This is a genomic window from Achromobacter sp. EG18 (assembly GCF_059759395.1).
In genome coordinates this window covers 1,920,899-1,942,686 of the sequence record NZ_CM186213.1, presented here as the reverse complement: position 1 = coordinate 1,942,686, position 21,788 = coordinate 1,920,899, and the positions used below count along the sequence as shown (strand labels likewise).

At 69.0% G+C, this 21,788-nt stretch carries 18 protein-coding genes; 11 read left to right on the top strand and 7 right to left on the bottom strand.

Annotated elements, in window-relative coordinates:
- The first annotated feature begins 117 nt into the window (after nucleotides 1-117).
- From AC6CR5_RS08820 to AC6CR5_RS08805, 4 genes are all read left to right on the top strand, one after another.
- A complete protein-coding gene (locus AC6CR5_RS08820) occupies nucleotides 118-714 on the top strand; it encodes an NAD(P)H-dependent oxidoreductase (RefSeq protein WP_498085531.1) in 597 nt (198 codons plus the stop codon).
- 19 nt (nucleotides 715-733) lie between these two features.
- Nucleotides 734-1,351 carry a TetR/AcrR family transcriptional regulator gene (locus AC6CR5_RS08815; RefSeq protein WP_498085530.1) on the top strand — a complete coding sequence of 206 codons (618 nt, stop codon included), beginning with the start codon at nucleotides 734-736 and terminating at the stop codon, nucleotides 1,349-1,351.
- Nucleotides 1,352-1,424: 73 nt separating this feature from the next.
- Nucleotides 1,425-1,817, top strand: coding sequence for a hypothetical protein (locus AC6CR5_RS08810; protein WP_498085529.1), 393 nt, complete (start codon nucleotides 1,425-1,427; stop codon nucleotides 1,815-1,817).
- Between the two features lie 135 nt (nucleotides 1,818-1,952).
- The gene (locus AC6CR5_RS08805) at nucleotides 1,953-3,221 is read left to right on the top strand and encodes a hypothetical protein (protein WP_498085528.1); all 1,269 of its coding nucleotides are present in this window, start codon (nucleotides 1,953-1,955) and stop codon (nucleotides 3,219-3,221) included.
- Between the two features lie 180 nt (nucleotides 3,222-3,401).
- On the opposite strand, the gene AC6CR5_RS08800 is transcribed toward AC6CR5_RS08805, so the two are convergent.
- Together AC6CR5_RS08800 and AC6CR5_RS08795 are read right to left on the bottom strand one after the other, a co-directional pair.
- Nucleotides 3,402-4,925 (bottom strand): flagellin N-terminal helical domain-containing protein, encoded by a 1,524-nt coding sequence (locus AC6CR5_RS08800; RefSeq protein ID WP_498085527.1) that lies wholly within the window; start codon nucleotides 4,923-4,925, stop codon nucleotides 3,402-3,404.
- A 334-nt stretch (nucleotides 4,926-5,259) separates the two neighbouring features.
- Nucleotides 5,260-6,135, bottom strand: a complete 876-nt coding sequence (locus tag AC6CR5_RS08795; RefSeq protein ID WP_498085526.1) for a LysR substrate-binding domain-containing protein — start codon at nucleotides 6,133-6,135, stop codon at nucleotides 5,260-5,262.
- Between the two features lie 105 nt (nucleotides 6,136-6,240).
- Here AC6CR5_RS08795 and trpB point away from each other — a divergent pair, with 105 nt between their 5' ends.
- The 3 genes from trpB (at nucleotide 6,241) to AC6CR5_RS08780 (ending at nucleotide 10,856) form a co-directional block, all read left to right on the top strand.
- On the top strand, nucleotides 6,241-7,449 hold the full coding sequence (trpB, locus tag AC6CR5_RS08790; RefSeq protein WP_024069377.1) for a tryptophan synthase subunit beta: 1,209 nt from the start codon (nucleotides 6,241-6,243) through the stop codon (nucleotides 7,447-7,449).
- Entirely contained in the window at nucleotides 7,446-8,237 is a 792-nt protein-coding gene (trpA, locus tag AC6CR5_RS08785) for a tryptophan synthase subunit alpha (RefSeq protein ID WP_155873401.1), read from the top strand. Before trpB ends, trpA begins: the two co-directional genes overlap by 4 nt.
- A gap of 183 nt (nucleotides 8,238-8,420) precedes the next feature.
- Nucleotides 8,421-10,856, top strand: coding sequence for a DNA internalization-related competence protein ComEC/Rec2 (locus AC6CR5_RS08780; RefSeq protein ID WP_498085525.1), 2,436 nt, complete (start codon nucleotides 8,421-8,423; stop codon nucleotides 10,854-10,856).
- Between the two features lie 24 nt (nucleotides 10,857-10,880).
- On the opposite strand, the gene AC6CR5_RS08775 is transcribed toward AC6CR5_RS08780, so the two are convergent.
- Together AC6CR5_RS08775 and AC6CR5_RS08770 are read right to left on the bottom strand one after the other, a co-directional pair.
- Nucleotides 10,881-12,191, bottom strand: coding sequence for an ArgE/DapE family deacylase (locus AC6CR5_RS08775; protein WP_498085524.1), 1,311 nt, complete (start codon nucleotides 12,189-12,191; stop codon nucleotides 10,881-10,883).
- Nucleotides 12,192-12,220: 29 nt separating this feature from the next.
- The gene (locus tag AC6CR5_RS08770) at nucleotides 12,221-13,546 is read right to left on the bottom strand and encodes an MFS transporter (RefSeq protein ID WP_024069373.1); all 1,326 of its coding nucleotides are present in this window, start codon (nucleotides 13,544-13,546) and stop codon (nucleotides 12,221-12,223) included.
- Between the two features lie 130 nt (nucleotides 13,547-13,676).
- Here AC6CR5_RS08770 and AC6CR5_RS08765 point away from each other — a divergent pair, with 130 nt between their 5' ends.
- The gene (locus AC6CR5_RS08765; RefSeq protein WP_006385103.1) at nucleotides 13,677-14,654 is read left to right on the top strand and encodes a LysR family transcriptional regulator; all 978 of its coding nucleotides are present in this window, start codon (nucleotides 13,677-13,679) and stop codon (nucleotides 14,652-14,654) included.
- Between the two features lie 22 nt (nucleotides 14,655-14,676).
- On the opposite strand, the gene AC6CR5_RS08760 is transcribed toward AC6CR5_RS08765, so the two are convergent.
- Together AC6CR5_RS08760 and AC6CR5_RS08755 are read right to left on the bottom strand one after the other, a co-directional pair.
- The gene (locus AC6CR5_RS08760; protein WP_498085523.1) at nucleotides 14,677-15,600 is read right to left on the bottom strand and encodes a TonB family protein; all 924 of its coding nucleotides are present in this window, start codon (nucleotides 15,598-15,600) and stop codon (nucleotides 14,677-14,679) included.
- Nucleotides 15,601-15,715: 115 nt separating this feature from the next.
- Nucleotides 15,716-16,603, bottom strand: a complete 888-nt coding sequence (locus AC6CR5_RS08755; protein ID WP_020928260.1) for a LysR family transcriptional regulator — start codon at nucleotides 16,601-16,603, stop codon at nucleotides 15,716-15,718.
- A 131-nt stretch (nucleotides 16,604-16,734) separates the two neighbouring features.
- Here AC6CR5_RS08755 and AC6CR5_RS08750 point away from each other — a divergent pair, with 131 nt between their 5' ends.
- Nucleotides 16,735-18,378 (top strand): GMC family oxidoreductase, encoded by a 1,644-nt coding sequence (locus AC6CR5_RS08750; protein WP_006385107.1) that lies wholly within the window; start codon nucleotides 16,735-16,737, stop codon nucleotides 18,376-18,378.
- An 83-nt stretch (nucleotides 18,379-18,461) separates the two neighbouring features.
- Here AC6CR5_RS08750 and cfa read toward each other — a convergent pair whose 3' ends face one another.
- The gene (gene cfa / locus AC6CR5_RS08745) at nucleotides 18,462-19,640 is read right to left on the bottom strand and encodes a cyclopropane fatty acyl phospholipid synthase (protein ID WP_498085522.1); all 1,179 of its coding nucleotides are present in this window, start codon (nucleotides 19,638-19,640) and stop codon (nucleotides 18,462-18,464) included.
- A gap of 452 nt (nucleotides 19,641-20,092) precedes the next feature.
- On the opposite strand from cfa, the gene AC6CR5_RS08740 reads away from it, so the two are divergent.
- Together AC6CR5_RS08740 and AC6CR5_RS08735 are read left to right on the top strand one after the other, a co-directional pair.
- Nucleotides 20,093-20,641, top strand: coding sequence for a P-loop NTPase family protein (locus AC6CR5_RS08740; protein ID WP_498085521.1), 549 nt, complete (start codon nucleotides 20,093-20,095; stop codon nucleotides 20,639-20,641).
- Between the two features lie 59 nt (nucleotides 20,642-20,700).
- On the top strand, nucleotides 20,701-21,636 hold the full coding sequence (locus tag AC6CR5_RS08735) for an alpha/beta fold hydrolase (RefSeq protein ID WP_020928257.1): 936 nt from the start codon (nucleotides 20,701-20,703) through the stop codon (nucleotides 21,634-21,636).
- Nucleotides 21,637-21,788: the final 152 nt, after the last annotated feature.

Here is a 21,788-nt window from a genome sequence, read left to right as displayed (position 1 = left end):
AGATCGCGGCGGACACCGTCGGACGAACATGCCGGAAGCGCGCGGGTGATTGATCTTTCAATACCTACTAAAAGTAGGCTACTATTCGTATATAGAAACTCTGTACGGAAGATCCGCATGCACGCGCTTATCGTTGTCGCACATCCCGACGCCGCATCCCTGACCCACGCCATCGCCGCCCGGCTCGCGCAGGGCGTTGTCGCCCGCGGCCCGGAACATTCCTTCGAGATCGCGGATCTGGCCGCGGAAGGGTTCGATCCGAGGTTCACCCAGGCCGATGCGGCCCTGCATCTGAAGCAGGCCGCGTCGTCGCCGGACGTCGTCGCCGAGCAGGCGCGGATCGACCGCGCGGATGCATTGGTGTTGGTCTATCCGGTTTACTGGTGGTCGTTCCCCGGCCTGTTGAAAGGCTGGATCGACCGCGTGTTCACCAACGGCTGGGCCTATGACGCCGGCGCGGACGGCAAGCTGGTCAAGAAACTGCAGCGCCTGCCCGTGCATCTGGTTGCCAGTGGCGGCGCCGATATGCGAACCTACGGCAGGCATGGCTACTTCGGCGCCATGAAAACGCAGATCGACCACGGCATCTTCGGCTACTGCGGCGCGCGCGTCGCGACATCGGAATTGCTGCTTCCTTCGGATGCCGGCTTTCCGGCTTCCCATCTCGACGCGGCGCACGCCATCGGTCAGCGGATTTTTGCCGTGCAATCCTGATCGATACCCGAGAATACAGATGTCCGCCGTTCCCGTTCCCGTTCCCGCTCCCGCTTCCCCGCCACGCCGCCGCCTGTCGAAAGACGAGCGCTCGCGCCAGCTGATGGAGGTTTCCTGGAAACTGGTCAGCGAGGAAGGCACCGACGCCTTGACCCTGGGACGCCTGGCCGAAGCGGCCGGCGTCTCCAAGCCGGTGGTCTATGACCACTTCGGCACACGCAATGGCCTGCTGGCCGCCTTGTACCAGGACTTCGACGCGCGCCAGACGGCGATCATCGATGACGCCATTGCGGCCAGCAAGCCGAGCCTGAAGGACAAGGCCGGCGTCATCGCCGAGCGGTACGTCGCATGCGTGTCGACGCAGGGGCGCGAGATTCCCGGAGTGCTGGCGGCGCTGGACGGCTCGCCGGAACTGGCGGCCGTGAAACGGCAGTACCAGTATGCCTTCATCGAAAAATGCCGGCGGCTGTTTGCGCCCTTCGCCGGGCCGCAAGGCATTGCCACGGCCAGCCTGTGGGCCATGCTGGGCGCGGCCGACGCGCTGTCGACCGCGGCCGTCGCCGGTGAAATTTCCGAGGCGCAGGCGTGCGACGAACTCCGCAAGACCATCCTGGATATGGTCAAGCGAAACAAGTGACGCGCGGCGCGGCCAGCGCCGCGCCAATGAGGCCCGTCAGTACAATACCGGCCTGCCCGAAAAAGGAGTTTTCATGGACGTCGCACTCGGCGCAAGAATGGGAGGGCCGGAGGCCGGCTCGCGGTTCCTGCCCGCCGTCGTCGCGTACCGGCCCAGGTTGAAAGCCGCGTTGGCGCCGGTCGTGGTGCCTGGCGCCGCCACGCTGGATATCGAGCTATTCGTGGGCGGCAGCATCAGCGATTACGCCGAGTCGGGGTTCAGCGCCGTGGCGAAGTACTCGGGCAAGAAGGCGGCCCTTACGGTTGCCATCCAGGTCCCGCGCCACGACGCGATGGCAGTGGCCGACGCGGACGCGAATGCGGCGGTGGCCAGTTGGGTGGTTCGCGGGCTCGAATCCATGAAACGCTCCGCCAGCGCCGGCGCGCTGCATCTGACCGGGGTGCTGGCGGCGCTCAAGCGCGCGTAAGCGCCGGCCGGCCGCCTCGGTCCGATTGCTGGCGCGGCGGCGCGCGGTCGCGTGTTGTCCGTCGGACACAGCGGGAAGGCACAGAGATGGCTCGGGTATAGTGGGCCCACCTCAATTTCCGGCCGTGTCCGCCCCATGCCATCGTCCCTCTTCCGTCCTCGTCTCCCTTCCCTTGGCGCCCTGGCGCTGGCCCTCCTGGCGCTGCCGGGGGCGCAGGCCGACGCTGCCCAGCGCACCGTCTACAAGGGCACGCTGCAAGGGGCCGGCGAGGTGGTGCTGGAACTGGATGACGCGGCCGGCGCCAACGGGGTCGTGAGCGGGCGCTATTTCTATCCGAAGAGCGGCGTCGACATTCCCCTGCGCGGCGCGGGCGACGTCCTGTACGAGCCCAAGCCGCACCCGGCGCGGCCTCCGGCTTCGGACACGGCCGCGATCGACGCGCCCGACCGCGCCGCCAGCTGGCAAGGCACGCGCGATGAGAAGGGCTATCGCGGGCAGTGGACCGACACCCGCACCGGCAAGCAACGCCGCTTCGACCTGCAGCGCGTGGCCGGCTACGACACGGCGCAACTCGAACGCGACCGCGCCAAGGCGCGCGCCACGCAGGCCGACGTGGGCGACATCGACCTCAAGGCGGGCATCGACGCTGCCCGCGCGCCCTATGAAACACTGAAGCTGGCCGGCCACGCCAAGCCGGTGGGCAAGGACGTCGGCACGGGCGCGGTGGCCTACCGCATGTGGCAAGATCCGCGCACCGGGTTTGCCTATCCACGGCTCAGCCGTCATCCCGATCCGCAGGTCATGCGGCGCGTCAATGACCTGCTGGAACAACGCCACTGGCGCAAGAGCCTGGGCGCGCTGGAATGCATGGCCTCTGCCTACACCAGCACGAATCCCGGCGCGGGCACGCTGGGCGGGTTCGACGAAGAAAACATCAACGTCACCTGGCTGTCGCGCGCGCTGCTGACCGTGACCGAAGCGGGCAGCCTGGATTGCGGCGGGGCGCATCCCGCCAACCATTTCGAGCCATACACCTTCGACTTGCTGCGCGGCGAATACCTCGATTGGAACCGCGTCTTCGACGCCTACGCGCCGGGCAAGCGCAGCTTCGGCCGCGAGCCCAGCGCGGCGCTGCTGGGGCTGGTGGAACAGGTGGTCAAGGCCGGCCCGCCCGAAGACCGCGCCGAGCAGCATCCCAACCTGGAAGATTGCGCCGACCTCTGGCCGCAATACCTGGCCCTGGGCGCCACTTCGCCGGGGGCATTGAGCCTGTCGGTGTCCGGCGTGGGACACGCCTCGGGCGCCTGCCTGGGTACCCACGGCAGCGTGCCGTTCAAGGCACTGCAACCCTACCTGAAGCCGGGCGGACAGGCGTATCTGGTGACTGACTTGGACTCAAACTGATAAACGACGTGTCATTGTTGACGGTCCAGTGTTCGGCGCGGATGCGCATTAGGCCCGCTTGCGTCACCGGCGTGTGATTGTCCCGAATGAAAAGCACCCCGAAGGTGGAATTGACATCCGACCGCAGGGGCGGATTTTCAGTTCATGGCTTCATTGCCGATGACGTTTGCCAATGACGCGTCAATCTTCCTTCAACAACGCCAACACGTTCTGCGCCAGCTGGTTGGCCTGGGTCAACGCCACCTTGCTGGCCTGCTGCAGGATCTGCTGTCGCGTCAGGTTGGAGGTCTCCACCGCGTAGTCCGCGTCCTCGATGCGGCTGCGGGCCTGGCTGAGGATGCCGGCGGTGTGGTTGAGGTTGGTGATGACCGAACCCAGGCGGTTCTGCATCGCGCCCAGTTCGCCACGCAGGCTGTCCACCTGGCCCAGCGCGTTGCTCACCCGCTTCATGGGCGCGACCTTCAGGTTGACGGTGGGCGGCGCATCCTTCGGCTTGAATTCCACGACGCCGGTGGACGAGATGCTGATGTCGTAGAAATTGCCGTCGCTGCCGCTGATGACGTAGTCGCCGTTGGCGTTGCCGCTGGCGTCGGTCAGGTAATGCACCTTGCTGTCCTGGTCGAACAGGGGATGGCCGTCCGCCGCGGCGGGTACGGGCGCGAGGCTTTGGAGAAAATCGAATAGTTTGATGGGTGTGCCCTTCTTGACCACATCAGCCGCGATCGTGACGGATGGAGCGGGCGGAGCAGGGGGAGCCACGGGAGGAGGCGTTACCGGCACAGGCACTTTCTGGCCGACGAGATAGGCGGTACCGGCCCTTATCTGGGCGGCTTCTGCCGCGCTGACTTTTGTGAGATCGAAGGCCGTCAGTCCGGCGATGTCGATATCCAGGGTGCTGCCAACCGTGGCGGGCGAGGCGACCCTATAGGAGTTTCCCGTTAGGTGCGCCACGGTACCCATCATTCGAACCAAGTAGTTGGTGGTTCCATTGAAGTCATATTGGACGAGGAATGCCTCGAACATGGTGAAGGTTCTGCTTCCATTCCTGATGGCCAGGGTTGCCGAGGTGACGGTCGGCGGGGGGGGCGCCGGACTGGGAGCGATAGGGGCGGCTGGCCCGGGTGATGCAGCAGTGTCCAGCATGGTTTTGTCCGTTGCGCCACCCAGCCGCGGATCATGCACCACGTCGATCCGGTCCAGGTTCAGGGTCCTGGTATTGACGAGCCGGGTGTTGATGTCGAGGGTGTCGCCATCATGCGCGCCGATCTGCAAGGGAATGCTGGCGTCCTCGGCCAGCACGTTGAGGTTGTTGAACCGCGTCTGGTGGGAAATGCGTTCGATCTCGCCCAACTGCTGGTCGATCTCGGCCTGGATGGCGCGCAGGTCTTCGAGCGAGTTGCTGCCGTTCTGCGATTGCACCGCCAGTTCGCGGATGCGTTGCAGGCTCTGGTCCATCTGGCCGAGCGCGCCTTCGATGGTCTGCGTGAGCGAGATGCCGTCGCTGGCGTTGCGCGCAGCCTGGTGCTGGCCGCGGATCTGGGCGGTGAAGTGGTGGGCGATGGCTTCGCCGGCGGCGTCGTCCGCCGCGTGATTGATGCGCAGCCCGGACGACAGGCGTTCCGTGGCCACCGCCTGCGCGGATTCCGATTTGCCCAGGTTGGTACGCGCCCGTAGCGACGGGGCCTGGTTTCGGATCGAGGGCATGAGGTTCTCCAATGCAAGGTTGCGACAGGGCCATGCCGCGGTAGCAGCGGGCACGGCGCGCATGTTGTTGCGAACGGGATGGCGTGGGTCGATTCGCGCCGTCGTCGTGTCGCCCGTGGACGGCGCCACGCGCGACGGATCGACGCGATGACCGGGATGGGGTTGATGATGGCATGCGGCCAGCTTGCGGTGACCCGCCACGGGCCGCCGGGACGCGGGTTGGCTTATCCAATCTGGGATAGATCATTTTAAAAATGCTAAGCCGATCATCCGCCGGACGTCTCGCGGCGAAGACAAATCCCGGATCGATCCGACGCGGCGCCCGCGCCGGCGGTCAGGACGCGTCGGACTGCGCTTCCGTCGTCAGCCAACGCTTGAGCGCGTCCACGATCTGTCCGGCATCGGTGCGGGCATACAGGCTGAACCGACCACCGGTTTCGTGGAACCCGAGGGGCGCGGCCAGCCGGCCCGCGCGGATGTCGGCCTGCGCCAGTTCCCTGGGCGCCATGCCGATGCCCAGGCCGGCCGCCGCGGCTTCGAGCATGTGGCCGAGCTGGTCGAACTGGCGCCTGGGTTGGCGCGTGTCGAGCGTCAGGCCGCGGGCCTGCGCCCAGTGTTCCCAGATGGCGGGGCGCGAGGCGGTGTGCAGCAGGGGCGCGCCCGCCACGTCGGCGGGCTGGCGGATGCGGCGGGCAAGATCGGGGGGGCAGACCGGGCCGATGGCCTCCCGGAACAAGGGCAGCGCCTGGATGGCCGGCGACTGGTGCGCGTCGGCCACGATCAGCACGTCGACCACGCGCCGCTCCAGCAGGCCAATGTCCGTGGCGGTTTGCAGCCGGACCTGGACGTCGGGATGGTCGCGCTCGAAATGCTCCAGCCTGGGGATGATCCAGTTCGACAACAGGCTCGCCGGCGCGCCGATCACCACCTCTGGCGACGCCGATCGGCCTAGCAGTTCGGCCAGGCGTTGTTCCAGCATGTCGAAGGCCGGCAGGCTGGCGCGGTGCAGGTCCTGGCCCGCCGCGGTAAGCCGCACGCCTTCCGAGTGGCGGTCGAACAGCTTGCGGCCCAGCCAGGTTTCGAGCTGCCGGATCTGCTGGCTGACCGCGCTGTGCGACACGCCCAATTCCTGCGCCGCCAGCGACAGGTTCAGGTGCCGGGCGGCGCTGTCGAAAAAGCGCAGCGAGTTCATCGAGGGCAGGTTACGCATGCCGTCGATATTAGAAAATCTGATAGCCGCGCGCAAGAAATCTATGATTTATTCCGCGAATTTCCCTGGATACCATGGTGCCCATGTTCCCGAAGGGCTGAAACCATGTCTTTTACCTTACATCCAGAATTTCCCGACGCGTCGGGGCAGTTCGGCGGCTACGGCGGCCGCTACATGCCCGAGACGCTGGCGCCGGCGCTGGACGCGCTTGAACGCACCTATCGCGCCGTCCGGGCGGAACCCGGTTTCTGGGCCGAGTACCGCGCCATGCTGGCGGACTACGTGGGCCGCCCGAGCCCGCTGCTGTATGCCGCGGCGATCAGCGACGAGCTGGGCGGCGCCCGCCTGTTCCTCAAACGCGAAGACCTGAACCACACGGGCGCCCACAAGATCAACAATTGCCTGGGTCAGGCGCTGCTGGCGCGGCGCATGGGCAAGCGCCGCATCATCGCCGAGACCGGCGCGGGGCAGCACGGGGTCGCCACGGCCACGGTGTGCGCGTTGTACGGCCTGGAATGCGTGGTCTACATGGGCGCCGTCGACGTGGCGCGCCAATCCTCCAACGTGGCGCGCATGAAGATGCTGGGCGCCCAGGTGCGTCCGGTGCGGGACGGCAGCGCCACCTTGAAGGACGCGATGAATGCCGCCATCCGCGACTGGATCGCCCATCCGGACGACACCTACTACCTGCTGGGGACCGGCGCTGGCCCCCATCCCTATCCCTGGCTTGTGCGCGAATTGCAGAAGGTGATCGGCGAGGAAACGCGGGCGCAGATCATCGAGAAGACGGGGCGGCTGCCGGACGCGATGGTGGCCTGCGTCGGCGGGGGCTCCAACGCCATCGGCTTTTTCCATCCGTTCCTGAACGATGCCGGCGTGCGGCTGTTCGGGGTCGAGGCGGGCGGACGCGGCACCGAGACCGCCGAGCACGCGGCCAGCATCGGCGAGGGGGCGCCCGGCGTCCTGCATGGCTGCCGCAGCTATTTCCTGCAGGATGCGGATGGCCAGATCCGGAATGCCCACTCGATTTCGGCGGGCCTGGATTATCCGGGCGTTGGCCCCGAACACGCGTTGCTGCACGACACAGGGCGCGTCATCTACGAGTCGATCACCGATGCCGAGGCGGTCGACGCATTCGTCTGGCTGACGCGGCGGCAGGGCATCATCCCCGCGCTGGAAAGCGCGCACGCCCTGGCCTACGCCCGCAAGCTCGCGCCGCGCATGGCGCGCGACCAGACGCTGGTGGTGTGCCTGAGCGGGCGCGGCGACAAGGATATGGATTCGGTGCTGCAATTCACGGGGGAAGCGCGATGAACCGGCTTGAACGAACCTTGGCGGACCTGCGCGGCTCCGGCCGGCCGGGCCTGGCGGCCTACTTCACGGCCGGCGATCCCTGCTACGACGACTGCCTGGCCTTGCTGCGAGCGCTGCCCGCGGCGGGCGCGGACGTGATCGAGCTGGGCATGCCGTTCAGCGATCCGATCGCCGACGGCCCGGTGCTGCAACGGGCCAACGCGCGCGCGCTGAAGGCGGGGCAGACGCTGCGGCGCACCCTCGACCTGGTTGCCGCCTTCCGCGAGGAAGACGCCCACACGCCGGTCGTGCTGATGGGTTACCTGAACCCATTGATGCGCTATGAAGCGGCCAGCTTCATGGCCGACGCGGCCTGGGCCGGCGTCGATGGCCTGATCGTGGTGGATTTGTCGCCCGAGCATGCCGCCGGCATCGAACGGCTGGCGCGGCGGCACGGCATCGCCATCATCAGGATGACCGCGCCGACCACGCCGGACGAACGCCTGGAGCAGGTGCTGGCCGGCGCCAGCGGCTTCGTGTACCACGTCATGCTGGCGGGAACCACGGGAGCCACGCTGCCCGCCGACGAAGTCATCGCCGCTTCCCTGGCGCGGCTCCGGGCGCGAACGCGGCTGCCCATCGCCGCCGGCTTCGGCGTGCGGACGGCCGACCAGGTGCGGGCGGTGGGGCGCCATGCCGATCTCGTCGCCGTCGGCACGCGGCTGGTCGAAGTGCTGGCATCATCCGGCGTGCCCGCGGCGCTGGCCGAGATCCGGTCGCTGGCCGCCGCCGCCAGGGCGGGGCGCTAAGCCGCGGCGATCCGCGCCTGGCTTGCGCGCGGCGTCCAGACGTTCCTCAATGCGAGCGCCGCGCCCCGCGGTCCGCCGAGGTGGGCAAATCCGTTCACTGGCCCATCCCCGGCGGGGCGGCGCGTCCTACGCTGATCCGTTTCTTGGGAGACGGATATCAAAGGGCGCATATTCTGCCTGGCCATGGTGGCGGGCGCCGGAGCGGTGCAAAGCCTGGCGGTGTTGCCGGGCGCGGCGTTGCGCCTGGTTGCGGGCGCGGCCTGCCTGCTGTTGGCGTGGGCGGCCCGCCATTGGCGCACGGGCGCCGCGGGCGTGCTGGCGGTTTTGGCGGCGGGGCTGCTGGCCGGGGCGCTCAATGCCACGGTGCGGGCGCAATGGCGCCTGGATGACGCGCTTGCCGACGAACACCAGGACGCGGTGGCGCGACTGGTGCTGCGCGTGGCCGAGCTGCCCGACGCCGACGCGCGCGGGGTGCGCTTCACGGCCGAGCAGGCGGGGCCGGGCCTGCCCGGCGTTCCCCGGCGCATCCTGGTCTCGTGGCTGGCGCCGCAGGCGGGCCGGCAGGAAGGGGCGCGGACCGCGCCGCCGGCGCTGCCGCAGGTGGTGCCGGGACAGGTGTGGCGCATGGCGCTGGTGCTGCGCCGGCCGCATGCGCCGCTCAATCCCGAGGCGGCCGATGGCGAGGCGCGGCTCTTCGCGCGCGGCTTGCGGGCCACCGGCACGGTGCGCGGCCAGCCGCGCCTGCTCGATGACCAGCCCTGGGCCTCGGCCGGCGTCGCCATCGAACGGGCCCGTCATCAGGTTCGCGAAGGCATGCGGCGCGCGTTGGGAGGGCACCGCTACGCGCCGGTGCTGATCGCGCTGGCAATCGGCGACCAGGCGGGGGTGTCGCGCGAGGACTGGCGCATTTTCAATCGCAGCGGCATCACTCACCTGGTGTCGATCAGCGGCATGCATGTGACATCGATCGCCGGGCTGGCGGCGTGGCTGGTGGCGGCGGCCTGGCGGCGCGCGCGGTGGCGCGGGTGCGGCCTGGCCGAACGCGTTCCGGCGCGCATCGCCGGCGGCGTCGCGGCGGCGGTGGTGGGCCTGCTGTATTGCCTGTTGGCGGGGTGGGGCGTGCCGTCGCGCCGCACCTTCTTCATGCTGTCGGTGGTACTGGCGGCCGCGTGGTCGCGCTTGCGGGTATCGGCGGGGCGGGTGCTGGCGTTCGCCGCCGCGGCGGTGACGCTGCTGGATCCCTGGGCGCCGATGGCGGCGGGATTCTGGCTGTCGTTCGGCGCGGTGGCGATTCTGTTGCGCGTTGCGCAGGCGCCGCGCGATGCCGACGCCGGCTGGCGGCAACGCTGCGGCGCGGCCCTGGCGCAGGCCACGCGGCTGCAACTGACCGTGACGCTGGGATTGACGCCGCTGCTCGCCTTCCTGGTACACCAGGTATCGCTGGGATCGCCGCTCGCCAATGCGGTGGCGATTCCGGCGGTGACTTTCCTGGTGACGCCATTGGCCCTGTTGTGCGCGCTGCTGTCGGTGACCCCGGCGATGGCGGGGGCCGCCGCCGTCGCCGGGCAGGCGGGGGCGCGGGTATTCGAGCTGGCAATGACGGTGGTGGCGTGGGTGGGCAACGCCGAGTGGGCCAGCTTCACGGTGGCGGCGGCGCCCTGGCCATGGCTGGCGTGGGCGCTGGCGGGCATGGCGTGGGCGTTGCAGGCGCCGGGCTGGCCCGCCCGGCGCCTGGGATGGCTGTGCATGCTGCCGCTGTTGTGCTGGCGGCCGGAGCGGCCCGCGCCAGGCGAGTGGCGCATGAGCGCATTGGACGTCGGGCAGGGCAGCGCGATCCTGGTCGAGACCGCGACGCAGGCCCTGCTGTTCGATGCCGGCCCGCGCCATTTCGGCGGAGGCGACGCCGGCGAGCTGGTGATCGCGCCGCAATTGCAGGCGCGCGGCATCGGCCGGCTGGACGTGCTGGTGCTGTCGCACGCCGACCTGGACCACGTGGGCGGGACGCGTTCGGTGCTGGCGGCGGTGCCGGTGGCGCGTAGCTATGCGTCGTTCGATGTGGCGGCATGGCTGCGGCGCGACGCGCGCCTGTGGCCCGGGCAGGACGGCGCCGGGGCGGACGGCAGGACGCCGGCGCGGATGTTGCGTTGCGAGCGCGGCGACAGTTGGCAGGCCGATGGCGTGACCTTCACGTTTCTGCATCCCGCGGCGGGCGCGCCGGCCGCCGGTGGCGACCGCAACGCCAACAGCTGCGTGCTGCGAGTCGGGGGCGCCCATCATTCCCTGCTGTTGACGGGCGATATCGGCGTCGCCCAGGAGCGCGAGCTGGCCGCCCTTGGGCTGCCGCCCACCGATATCGTGCTGGCGCCGCACCATGGCTCGGCGTGGTCATCCGGGCGCGAGCTGGTGGCGGCGGCGCGGGCCGGCCATGCGATCGCGCAGAGCGGCTACCTGAATCGCTTCGGGCATCCGGCGCCGGCGGTGGAGCGGCGCTGGCTCCGCGCCGGCGCGGCGTTCTGGCGCAGCGATCGCGACGGCGCGGTGATGGCCGAATCGCGCGCCGGCGGCCTCGATGTATGGGCCCAGCGGGCGCGCCACCGGCGCTATTGGCACGGGCGCTGAGGCGGCGCCGCCCGCCTCGGGCGCTCAGGCGCCCGTCTCGCTGACGCCGCACCACTGCGCGATGAACAGCGCGATGGTCTTGGTGATCAGCCGCAGCGACTCCAGGTGCACGCGTTCGTCGAAGCCATGGATGTCGAGCGATTTCGGGCCGTAGACCAGCGTGGGCATGTCGCCATAGATCACGAACACCCGGGCGTCGAGATAGCCGGGCGTGGTGAAGCTCTGCAGCTCGCTGTTGAAGGCCTGCTGGTGGCACGCGCGCAGGGTGTTCTCGGCGGCGCTGCCTTCCTCCAGCACATAGCCTTCGGCGTAGAAGCCGGTGTAGGTGACCTGAGGCGGCGTGCCGCCCAGGCGCGGGTCGGCGACGGCATCGCGCAGGCAGGCGTCGATCTGGGCGCGCCCCTCGTCGGCGGTGGTGCCGGGATAGATCGCGGCGCGCACGTCGAATTCACACCAGGGCGGCACGGTCGACGGCCAGTCGCCGCCTTCGATCTTGCCGATGTTGAAATTGATCGGATGATCCAGGTGCTCGAAATGGCGGTGGCAGTGATGTTCGGCGTTCCACTTGGCCTCGATGCCACGCAGGGCTTCGATGGCGGCGTAGGCGGCATCGATGGCGTTGAAGCCGTTGGCCATTTCGCGGGTGTGGGTGGGATGGCCCTGCACGCGGACCTTGAACCACAGCACGCCCACGTTGGCGCGCACCAGCATGTTCTCCTCGGGTTCCGGGATGATCACGGCATCGGCGCGGTAGCCGCGCAGCAGCGCCGCCAGGGCGCCGTTGCCGGTGCATTCCTCTTCGACCACCGACTGGAAATAGATGGGGGCGCCGGGCGCGTAGCCGGCCGCGCGCACCGCGTCGTAGGCGTACAGGTTGGCAACCAGCCCGGCCTTCATGTCGGCCGCGCCGCGACCGTACATCCAGCCGTCGATGATGGCCGGGTCCCAGGGCGAGCGGCTCCACATGTCGACCGGTCCGGTCGGCACCACGTCGATGTGTCCGTTCAGGATGAGGGAGCGGCCGGTCTGCTGTTCGGGACGATAGGTGCCCACCACGTTGAAAGCGTTTTCGTACGACACGGTCACCGGGCCGAAGCCGGGATGCGACTCGATGTCGCGCACGTCGATCTTCCAGCGGTCCATGGCGAAGCCGCGCGCGCGCATCGCTTCGAACAGGAAGTCCTGCGCCGTGTGTTCCTGTTCGCGCAGCGATGGAAAGCGTACCAGTTCCTGGGTGAAGGCGAGCTGGGCGTCGAACCGGGCATCGACGGCCTGCAGGATGCGGCGGGTCTGTTCTTCGGAAAGCGCCGGCGGGGTGGAGGTTTGTTGCGTCATCGTGTTTCCTTGGGGAGGCGGATTCAGGTTCAGGCGGCCGGCGCGTGCGCGGCGCGGGGCGTGTCCAGCGCCAGCCGGCGCTTGTGGCCGGCCAGGGCCCAGATCGACACCAGCGTGATCGCCGACAGGGTCGAGTAGAAGATCGCCAGCGGCAGCCATTGGCCGGGATAGTGGTAGGTCAGCCAGGTGCCGATCAGCGGCGTCATGCCGCCGGCGACCGCGCCGCAGAGCTGGTACGAAAGAGAGATGCCGGAATAGCGCACGTGCGCCGGAAACGCCGCGCTGATGTAGCCGGCCATCGCCGAGTAGATCGCGGCCATGAAGACCAGCACGATGGCGATGCCGCCGACGATGCTGTAGGACGTGCCCTGCGTGACGAGCATGAACATCGGGTAGGGCGCCAGCACCGAACAGACCGCGGCCGTGATGAGCACGCGGGTCGGACCGAGGATGTCGGCCAGCCACGCCGCCAGTGGCTGCACGAAGAACTGGATGATGGCGACCGCGAACAGGCAGTCCAGGATCAGCTTGCGGTCCAGGCCCATCGTCTGCGTGGTGTAGGACAGCATGAAGGTGTTGGTGAAATAGATGCCGCCGATGGCCACGGTGCACACGCCCATGCACAACAGCACGGTGCGCCAGGCGGTGCGCAGCACTTCCTTGGCCGGGACCTCGGCGCGTTCCTGGCGTTCGAGCACCTGGGCGAAGTCGGGCGATTCATTGACGCCGACGCGGATGAAGTAGCCAACCAGCAGCAATACCGCGCTGATCAGGAACGGCACGCGCCAGCCCCAGCTGACGAAATCGGCTTCGTCCAGCGCGGTCAGCAGGCGGAACGCGAGCAGCGACAGGATCAGGCCGGCCGGGCTGCCCAGCTGCGCGAACGAGGCGGCGAAGGTGCGGCGCCGCTGCGAGGCGTGTTCGCCCGCCATCAGCACCGCGCCGCCCCATTCGCCGCCGACCGCCAGGCCTTGCGCCAGGCGCAGCAGCAGCAACAGGGCGGGGGCCCACAAGCCGGCGCTGGCGTAGCTGGGCAGCAGGCCGATGCCGACCGTGGCCAGGCCCATGATGACCAGGGTGGCCATCAGCGCCTTCTTGCGGCCGACGCGGTCGCCCAGGTGGCCGAAGATGACGCCGCCCAGCGGGCGCGCCAGGAAGCCGGCCGCAAAGGTGCCGAACGAGGCCATGGTGCTGATGAACGGGTCGGCCGTGGGGAAGAAGACCTTGCCGAACACCAGGGCGGCGGCGGTGGCGTAGATGTAGAAGTCATACCACTCGATGGTGGTGCCGACGAAGGCGGCGGTCGCGGCGCGCACGGGCTGGCGCGCCGCCGGAGCATGGGCGGGAGCGGTCATGGGTTTCCTCTTGGGGTGTTGTCGTTGTTCGAAGGCGTGTTTATCGCTCCCGCCTCGATATAACGTCAATTTATGATTTTTAATTTTTCACTTAAGTAAAATTGATGTTTTGATTCCGCGCCCGCCGTCCATGAAGCAGACCCACCCCGATCCCCGCAGCGGCGACCGCCTGGACTGGAACCTGCTGCGCACCTTCCTGGTCATCGTGCAGGAGCGCAGCATCAGCGGCGCGGCCGCCAAGCTGCACCTGACGCAATCGGCCGTCAGCCAGGCGCTCAAGCGGCTCGAGGAGCAGCTGGACCGGCGCCTGGTCGAGCGGCACAACCAGGCGTTCACGGTCACCAACGCTGGCGAGGAGGTGTGCCGCGCGGCCGAGGCCATCTACGGCAACGTGGCGCAGTTGCTGACCGACGTATCGCAGACCGAGGTGGAGGCGAGCGGCCGCATCCACCTGCTGGTGGCCAGCCGCATCCATTCCCAGGTCTATGACAATTTCTGGGCCGCGTTCCACGCCGCCTATCCGCGCATCGAGGTGCAGTTGGACGTGCTGCCCAGCAGCGAGATCGTCACGCTGATGCAGCAGCGCGTGGGCACGGCGGGCATCGCGCTGTGCCGGCAGATGCCCAAGCGCCTGGAGAACAAGGTGTTCCTGCACCAGCGCTATGCCTTGTTCTGCGGCCGCAATCACGCGCTGTTCGGCCGGCAGGACCTGCGCATCGAGGACCTGATGGGCGAGAACTTCGTGTCTTTCGCCAGCGATGCGCTGGGCGACAGCCTGTCGCCGCTGACGATCTTTCGCGACCAGCGCGGTTTTTCAGGGCGGGTGGTGGCGACGTCGACGCAGCATGACGAGGTCAAGCGCCTGCTCATCGCGGGTTTCGGCATCGGTTGCCTGCCCGAGCACAGCGTGCGGCGCGACCTGGCCGAGGGCCGGCTGTGGCGCCTGCCGCCCGGCGAAGGGGTGTGTTCGGTCGACCTGCACCTGCTGTGGCATCGCGATGCGCCGCGCAGCCCCGCCGAAAAAGCCTTCCTGACGCACTTTCGCGACTATATCGATGGGTTCACCATGGCCGAGCGGCTGGCGTCCGACAACCTGCCGCCGCTTTGACGCGCGCGGCCGGCTGGGGGTATCAGCGCGGCGCGATCCGGATGCCGTCGCGCACCTGCCTGAACATCGTCATGGCGGCCGGCATCGCGTCGCGCTGGGTGGCGCAGGCCATGCGGACGCGGCCCTGCGGCAGCGGCAGCTCGGCGTAGTACTCCAGCGTGTCGGCGTGGCCGGGACCGGCGCCGGGCGCCGCCACGTAGTCGATGCCGGCGCTGCCGGCCAGCGTGTAGTGGTCGTACAGCTCGATGCTCGCGCGTCGCTGGCGCTGGCGGCGTTCGGCGGCCTTGAGCTGCGCCTGCCAGGTCGGCGCGGCGGGCGCCTTGGCGCCCCGGGCCAAGGGCGGGGCGGCCACGAAGCCGACGCGGCACAGGTATTTGGCGTCCTGCGCCCGGGGCGGGAAGCCGTCGGGGCTGGATATCTCGATCAGGGCGTCGAAGCGGCCGCGCGCCGGCGCGGGGCCGACCCGCAAGGGCGACGGCACGGTGACGGTCAGTCCGCTGGCGGCGTCGGCGTAGCGGAGCGGCGCAATGTCGGCGGGCGGCCCGCGGTCGTCCGCGCGATCGCCCGCCGGCTCGTCTTCCTCTTGCTGGAAGCGCAGCGGCAGGCTCAGCGCGGTCTTTTCGCCGGTCATGTCGGCGGAAAAGGCGGGCAGCGGCCCGGCGCGCTGCACCATCCGGGTGGCGGCGCGGTCGACCGCCGCGTCGCCGGAGGAGCGATCGACGCTGACATCGGCGATGCTGCCGTCGCGCCGCACGATGATCTTCAGCGACAGGCTGATCGGGCCGCTCAGGCGCTGCGCTTCCGGCGGAAACTTGAAGCTGCTGATCATGCGCCGGTGCACGGCCTGAGTCCACTCGGCCTGATTGGCGGGGGCGGCCGCGAACACCGGCGGCGCGGCGCAGGCTAGGGTGAGAGCCAGGCTACAGGCAAGCACGCGCCAACGCATACGCAGGTCTCCGGTCAAGGGGGGGGCGGCGCCGGCGTGGCCGGCAAGAAGGTGAAAGCGAGCATACCCGAGTGGCGCGCGTGGCGTGGGCCGGGCTGGCGCGCATCCGCCTGGCCTACGCAAACGCGGCCCGCACCGCATCGAACGCGGCCATCACCAGCGGCTCCTCGCGCCGCGCCGCGAGCGTGATGAAGGCCAGTTCGGCCTGGATCGACAGATCCGGCGCCAGCGCCAGGCCGTGGGCCTGCGATTCGCGCAGCGCGATCGAGTCGCGCGCCAGGGTCAGCCCGACGCCGGAACGCACCAGGTCCAGCATCGAGGCCTCCTGGTCGACCTCGGCAACGGTGTTGGGCGTGACGCCCAGTTCGGCGAATTTCGCGGCGAGCAGGCGATGGTGGACCGAGTCGGGCGGCGTCCATATCCAGGGCAGCGCGGCGATGTCGCGCCAGTCGCGCCCGGCCAGTTGCGGCCCCCAGCCCTTGGGCGCCACCACGTAGTAGGAAAAGCCCGCCAGCGGCAGGGCGTGCAGCGCCGGCTGGCCACGGGCCGCGTCGCGCGGGCCGAGGAAGAAGCCGACGTCCAGTTCGCCCGCGCGCACCTGGCGGCCGACCGAGCCGGACATGCCGTGGCGCAGAGTGGGGCGGATCTTGGGATAGTGCTGTACCAGGTATTGCAGCGTGGCGCCCAGCCGCAGGAATTCCGGATCCAGGATGGTGCCCAGGCGCAGCTCGCCCTGCACCGTGGTGCGCAGCGCGCCGATGGCGCGCTCGAAGTCCTCGAGCGCGTCCAGCACGCGCTGGGCCGAGGGCAGCAGGGCGCGGCCGTCGGCGTTGGGCGCCAGGCCCTGGGCGGTGCGGGTGAACAGCGGCAGGTCCAGGGCTTCCTGGAAGCTCTTGAGCTGCAAGCTGAGCGCCGGCTGCGTCAGGTGCAGGTGTTCGGCCGCGCGCGTCAGGTTGCCGACGCGCGCCACGGCGGCGAAGGTGCGGATGTGCTTGAGGTCCATGGCTCCGGTCCCGGCAGGGCGATACCCATTATTAAAGAGCCTTATAAAGCGCTTTTCAACAATTCATTGGACAGGGGCGGCCGGCTGCGCGACAGTGGCACAGCCCCTTGAGACTCAAAAGAAGAAGCGCAATGGAGACATACGACTACATCATCGTGGGCGCGGGGTCGGCCGGCTGCGTGCTGGCCAACCGCCTGAGCCGCGACCCGACGGTGCGCGTGCTGCTGCTGGAGGCGGGCGGACGCGACAACTACCACTGGATCCACATTCCGGTCGGCTACCTGTATTGCATCGGCAATCCCCGCACCGACTGGATGTACCGCACCGGCGCCGAGCCGGGGCTGGGCGGGCGGTCGCTGATCTATCCGCGCGGGCGGGTGCTGGGCGGCTGCTCGTCGATCAACGGCATGATCTACATGCGTGGGCAGCGCCAGGACTACGACCAATGGGCCGAGATCGCCGGCGATCCGTCCTGGCGCTGGGACCAGGTGCTGCCGGTGTTCAAGCGCAGCGAAGACCACCATCGCGGGGCCGATGAATTCCACGGCGCCGGCGGCGAATGGCGGGTCGAGGCGCAGCGGCTGCGCTGGGACATCCTTGATGCCTTCGCCAGCGCGGCGGAACAGGAAGGCATTCCGCGCGTGGCGGACTTCAATCGGGGCGACAACTTCGGCGTCGGCTATTTCGACGTGAACCAGCGCCGCGGCTGGCGCTGGAACACCGCCAAGGCGTTCCTGCGGCCGGTGCGCGAACGGGCCAATCTGCAGGTGATGACGGGTGCGCATGCCGAGCGCCTGCTGTTCGAGGGCACGCGCTGCGTCGGCGTGCAGGTGCGCCGCGACGGCCAGTCCGCCAGCGTCCGCGCGGCGCGCGAGGTGGTGCTGGCGGCGGGCGCCGTCAATACGCCGCAACTGCTGGAACTGTCGGGAATCGGCGAGCCGGCGCGCCTGCGCGAAAGCGGCATTGCGCTGCATCACGCCTTGCCCGGCGTGGGCGAGAACCTGCAGGACCACCTGCAACTGCGCGTCATCCTGAAAGTGCGCGGCGTCAAGACGCTGAACCGCATCGCCTCGACCTGGTGGGGCAAGGCCGGCATCGGGCTGGAATACCTGCTGAACCGCAGCGGGCCGATGAGCATGGCGCCGTCGCAACTGGGGGCGTTCGCCAAGTCCGATCCGGGCCAGGCGCGCGCCAACCTGGAATTCCATGTGCAGCCCCTGTCGTTGGGCGCGTTCGGCGAACCGCTGCATGGTTTCGATGCGTTCACGGCCAGCGTCTGCAACCTGCGGCCGGTGTCGCGCGGCAGCGTGCACGCGCAGGGCGCGGACGGTTCGCTGCCGCCGGTGATCACGCCGAACTACCTTAAGGAAGAACAGGACCTGAAGGTGGCGGCCGACGCCATCCGCCTGGTGCGGCGCATCAGCGCGGCGCCGGCCTTGCAGCGTTACCAGCCCGAGGAATGGCTGCCGGGCCCGGCCTACCAGAGCGAGGCCGAGCTGCGCGAGGCGGCGGGCAAGATCGGCACCACCATCTTCCATCCGGTCGGCACCTGCGCCATGGGCCGCCGCGCCGACGACGGCGCGGTGGTGGATGCGCGCCTGCGCGTGCATGGTCTGCAAGGCCTGCGCGTGGCGGATGCGTCGATCATGCCGACGATCACCTCGGGCAACACCAATTCGCCCACCATCATGATCGCGGAGCGGGCGGCGCAGATGATCCTGGAGGATGCGGTGCGCGTCGGCGCCGAGGCGCGGGCGGCCGAGCTGGTCGAGTGACGCGGAGCGGGACGCGTCCGTGGCGATCCGGGCGGCGCCTTCCAGAGGGGCAGCCCCCCGGGAAGGCGCTCTCCGAGTCCGCTTCAGCGCAGAGAACGGTACATTTCCTGGCGCTGCGGATGCGTCAGGATCACCTGCCACAGCTGCCCTTCGCGCGAGCGGAAGAAGCCCGCGCAACACATCAGGTAGTACTGCCACATGCGGTAGAAACGCGTGCCGTAGCGTTCCTGCAATTGCGGCCAGGCGCGCTGGAAGTTGTCCCACCAGGCCATCAGCGTGCGGTCGTAGTCGGCGCCGAAGTTATGCCAGTCCTCGATGATGAAGCGGCCTTCGACCGCGGTGCTGATCTCGCGCGCCGACGGCAGCTTGCCGTTGGGGAAGACGTAGCGGTCGATCCAGGGATCGGTGCTCTGGCTTGTCGAGGCGATGCCGATGGTGTGCAGCAGGAAGATGCCGTTTGGCGCCATCAGTCGTTGCACATTGGTGAAGTAGGTGTCGTAGTTCTTGGGGCCGACGTGCTCGAACATGCCGACCGACACCACCTTGTCGAAGCTGCCCCGCAGGTCGCGGTAGTCCTGCAGCAGCAGTTCCACCGGCAGGCCGCGCACGCGCTCCTGCGCCAGCGCCAGCTGTTCCTTGGACACGGTGACGCCGGTGACCTTGACGCCATAGCGCTCGGCCGCGAATTTGGCCAGCCCGCCCCAGCCGCAGCCGATGTCCAGCAGCGTCTCGCCGGGCTTGAGCTGCAGCTTGCGGCAGATCATGTCGAGCTTGGCTTCCTGCGCGGCTTCCAGCGTGTCGGCCTGTTCCCAGAAGGCGCAGGAATAGATCATGCGGCTGTCGAGCATGGCTTCGAACACGTCGTTGCCGGCGTCGTAGTGCTGTTCGCCGACCTCGAAGGCGCGGCTCTTGGATTGCAGGTTGAACAGCTTGTGGCGCAGGTGTTCGGCGATCAGCTTGACGCGCGCCAGGCCCAGCGCGGCCGAGCCCATGTCGGCGCGCAGCAGGCGGGTGAACAGTTCGTCGAGCTGCTCGCAGTCCCATTCGCCGTCCATGTAGGATTCGCCCAGCCCCAGCGACCAGCTGGCGAAGACGCGCTCGTACATGTGTTTGTCATGAACCTGGATGTCCCAGGGGCGCGAACCGTTGATCTGCACGTCGGCCCGGCCCAGCAGGTCCCGCAGGACCTTGGGCGGTTCGGGCGGCGGCGCGGCCTCGGGGCGGGAGGGACTCAGCTGAGTAGTCGGACTGCTTTGGTGCATAGTGGCTCCATATCAATTCTGGACTGACTGATCTGGCAATGCTCGAAGCGCATAACTCTCGCCCGGACCGGCGGATGGAATCCAATTTAATGATTGAATCGGCTCGATAGGCAATCGTAATTTCAGCGGGATGTCAGCGCCGTGACACCGCGGTCGCCGAACCGGGACCCGCCAATCTTAACCAACGTATGCTGCTGCGCAAGGCCCAGGCGCATCCTGCCACCAACAGGGGCGGCCCAATGACAAGACCATGGAGGCAATGGTGTCGTTGGCCCGCGCCATGCAATGCAGGCGTGGCGCCGGGCGATCGCCGCTACACTGGTCGCCTGCACCGGTGTTCGCCACGGTGGCGTTGCCCGCCTGCGTGGCGGCGGCATCCGCAATGGCTGCATTCGTGCTTGTCGTCGGCGGATCGTGATCCGCCGTGTCGCGTCCGTTTCAAGGAGAGTCCCATGGCTGCGCGCATACATCTGTTCGGCGCCTCCGGCTGTGGCGCCACCACGCTGGGCGCCGCGCTCGGCCAGCGCCTGGGCGTGCCCCATCTCGAAGCCGATGACTATTATTGGCTGCCGACCGATCCGCCCTTCACGGACAAGTGTCCCAAGGAGGAACGTTGGCGCCGCATCCGCGAACGGCTGCAAGGGCACGACGATTGGGTGCTCAGCGGCGGTTCGGTCTACAACTGGGGCGAGGGCCTGATTCCCGAGTTCACGTTGGCGGTGTTCCTGCGCCTGCCGGCGGCCGAGCGCATGGCGCGGCTGCAACGGCGCGAGGCCGAGCGCTACGGCGCGGCGCTGGCAACCGACCCCGCGATCGGCGACAAGAGCCGGCGTTTCCTGGAATGGGCGGCCGGCTACGACACCGGCGCCGAGGGCACCCGCACCCCCGAGCGGCACCGCGAATGGATCCGCCAGCTGCACTGTCCGGTATTGACGCTGGACACGCGCGCCAGCGTCGACGACCTGGCCGACCAGGTGCTGGCCGCGCTGCGCTTCCGATAAGATACCGGCCATGCGCGGCGCCGCCGTCGCGGCGCGCGTTGGTCTTTTGGAGCACAACGATGCTGGATGCGAGCCTGGAACCCCGATTGGAATTCGTCACCTGCGCCAGCCCGGCGGGCCTGCACCGCATGGCGTACTGGGAATGGGGCGATCCGGCCAACGACCAGGTGCTGGTCTGCGTCCACGGCCTGACGCGCAGCGGCCGCGACTTCGACACGCTGGCGCGGCGCCTGGCCGGCCAGTACCGCGTGGTGTGCCCGGACGTGGTCGGCCGCGGCCGATCCGACTGGCTGGCCAATCCGGCTTTCTACACCGTGCCGCAATACGTGTCCGACATGGTGACGCTGGTGGCGCGGCTGCGGCCGGCCACGCTGGCCTGGGTCGGCACCTCGATGGGCGGGCTGATCGGCCTGGGGCTGGCCGGCGCCGCCGCTTTTGCGCGGGCGATGCTGCCGCTGCGCCCGCACGCAGGCATGTTGCCGCCGCAGGACGGCATCCGCCTGTCGCGGCTGGTGCTCAACGATGTCGGCCCGCGGCTGGAAACCAGCGCCCTGGCGCGTATCGGACAGTACGTGGGCGAACCCGGCGCGTTCGCATCGTTCCCCGAGGCGGTGGCGGCCATGCGCGCCAATTCCGAGACCTTCGGCCCGCACACGGATGCGCAGTGGGATCACCTGGCGCGTTTCGTCTACCCCGAGCAGGGCGGACAATGGGTCAAGCACTACGACCTGGCGCTGGCGCAGCCGATGGCGCTGCAGACCGGCGACGAGCTGGCCGCCGGCGAGCAGATTCTGTGGCGCTCTTACGATGCGGTCGACTGCCCGATCCTGATCGTGCGCGGCGAGCATTCCGACCTGCTGACCCGCGCCACCGTCGACGAAATGCGCCAGCGCAATCCGCGCGCGCGGGTCTACGAGGTGCGCGGCGTCGGCCACGCGCCGACGCTGATGGCCGACGACCAGGTGACGGCGGTGGCGGACTTCCTGCTCACCTGACCACCGCAAGCGGCGCCTGCGCGCCGCGGGCCGAGCGCAACGCGGGCCGCCCCGGGATGGTCCGCCAGCCGCCTTGTGGTCGGCATCCGTTGATCCATCCGTTCATATTGGGGACGCCGCTGCCCGCGCCGCTACCCAGGGGGGCGGGGCTT

Coding starts and splice junctions, on each gene's coding strand:
- AC6CR5_RS08805 (WP_498085528.1), top strand. CDS start 1,953: ATGCCATCGTCCCTCTTCCGTCCTCGTCTCCCTTCCCTTGGCGCCCTG.
- AC6CR5_RS08740 (WP_498085521.1), top strand. CDS start 20,093: ATGGCTGCGCGCATACATCTGTTCGGCGCCTCCGGCTGTGGCGCCACC.
- AC6CR5_RS08820 (WP_498085531.1), top strand. CDS start 118: ATGCACGCGCTTATCGTTGTCGCACATCCCGACGCCGCATCCCTGACC.
- AC6CR5_RS08795 (WP_498085526.1), bottom strand. CDS start 6,135: ATGCGTAACCTGCCCTCGATGAACTCGCTGCGCTTTTTCGACAGCGCC.
- AC6CR5_RS08800 (WP_498085527.1), bottom strand. CDS start 4,925: ATGCCCTCGATCCGAAACCAGGCCCCGTCGCTACGGGCGCGTACCAAC.
- trpA (WP_155873401.1), top strand. CDS start 7,446: ATGAACCGGCTTGAACGAACCTTGGCGGACCTGCGCGGCTCCGGCCGG.
- AC6CR5_RS08780 (WP_498085525.1), top strand. CDS start 8,421: ATGGTGGCGGGCGCCGGAGCGGTGCAAAGCCTGGCGGTGTTGCCGGGC.
- AC6CR5_RS08770 (WP_024069373.1), bottom strand. CDS start 13,546: ATGACCGCTCCCGCCCATGCTCCGGCGGCGCGCCAGCCCGTGCGCGCC.
- cfa (WP_498085522.1), bottom strand. CDS start 19,640: ATGCACCAAAGCAGTCCGACTACTCAGCTGAGTCCCTCCCGCCCCGAG.
- AC6CR5_RS08760 (WP_498085523.1), bottom strand. CDS start 15,600: ATGCGTTGGCGCGTGCTTGCCTGTAGCCTGGCTCTCACCCTAGCCTGC.
- AC6CR5_RS08735 (WP_020928257.1), top strand. CDS start 20,701: ATGCTGGATGCGAGCCTGGAACCCCGATTGGAATTCGTCACCTGCGCC.
- AC6CR5_RS08755 (WP_020928260.1), bottom strand. CDS start 16,603: ATGGACCTCAAGCACATCCGCACCTTCGCCGCCGTGGCGCGCGTCGGC.
- trpB (WP_024069377.1), top strand. CDS start 6,241: ATGTCTTTTACCTTACATCCAGAATTTCCCGACGCGTCGGGGCAGTTC.
- AC6CR5_RS08765 (WP_006385103.1), top strand. CDS start 13,677: ATGAAGCAGACCCACCCCGATCCCCGCAGCGGCGACCGCCTGGACTGG.
- AC6CR5_RS08750 (WP_006385107.1), top strand. CDS start 16,735: ATGGAGACATACGACTACATCATCGTGGGCGCGGGGTCGGCCGGCTGC.
- AC6CR5_RS08775 (WP_498085524.1), bottom strand. CDS start 12,191: ATGACGCAACAAACCTCCACCCCGCCGGCGCTTTCCGAAGAACAGACC.
- AC6CR5_RS08810 (WP_498085529.1), top strand. CDS start 1,425: ATGGACGTCGCACTCGGCGCAAGAATGGGAGGGCCGGAGGCCGGCTCG.
- AC6CR5_RS08815 (WP_498085530.1), top strand. CDS start 734: ATGTCCGCCGTTCCCGTTCCCGTTCCCGCTCCCGCTTCCCCGCCACGC.